Annotated in this window: 1 protein-coding gene; it reads right to left on the bottom strand. The window is 43.3% G+C overall.

All coding sequences use genetic code 11. The features are described from left to right. On the bottom strand, positions 1-270 hold a 270-nt coding region (locus tag ACXVWB_RS11235), incomplete at its 3' end, for a hypothetical protein (protein ID WP_458485394.1). Between the last annotated feature and the right edge of the window lie 405 nt (positions 271-675).

Consider the following 675-nt stretch of genomic DNA (forward strand, 5'->3'; position numbering starts at 1 on the left):
TCTCTTCTTTGTCTTCTTCGCCTCCTGAATTGATTTGCTGAGCGTGCGATCATAGTCTGATTTTGGCGAAGCCTTACGGGCAGCACATACCTTTTTCTGGTGAGCGTCCACAGTTTGCCTTAGTTTTTCAGGACGAACAAAAAGGTACGGCTTCTCCGGGTTTCGCTTTGCTCGACCACTAGCAATGGCAGCTTCGAAGAACTTGTTACAGTCTTTTTGCACTGCAGCGTCAGTCTCCTCCTCGGTCATGTCATATGCAAGTTTTGTCATCTTGGGAGCTGGTTTTCTAACAGAGGCTGTCTTCTTCGGAGGTGGTGGGGCTGATGCCTTTGTTTGTGTGACAGAATTTTAAAACTTATGCAATGCAAGCGAGCACATGATTATGCACATATCAAATGCAACAACCAAGTTCATGAGCTTGCTCCCCCTACTTGTGTGCTCAAAAACATTTTCATTTTATCTTTACATTCTCTCCCCTCATTTTATCTTTGTTCTCCCCCTTTCATTTTATCTTTGTTATACTTTCTCCCCCTTTGTCATCTATTTCCATAAAAGGCATGCTTCTCTTGATACAAAGGGTTGGACTAGGGTAGATGGATGATACTTGAGTCTTCATTTTTGATGGACACCACCATATGTGTTGGAATGACACCATGTGTAGGATCTTTGACCTTG

The sequence above is a fragment of the Haemophilus sp. SZY H53 genome (assembly GCF_054332375.1).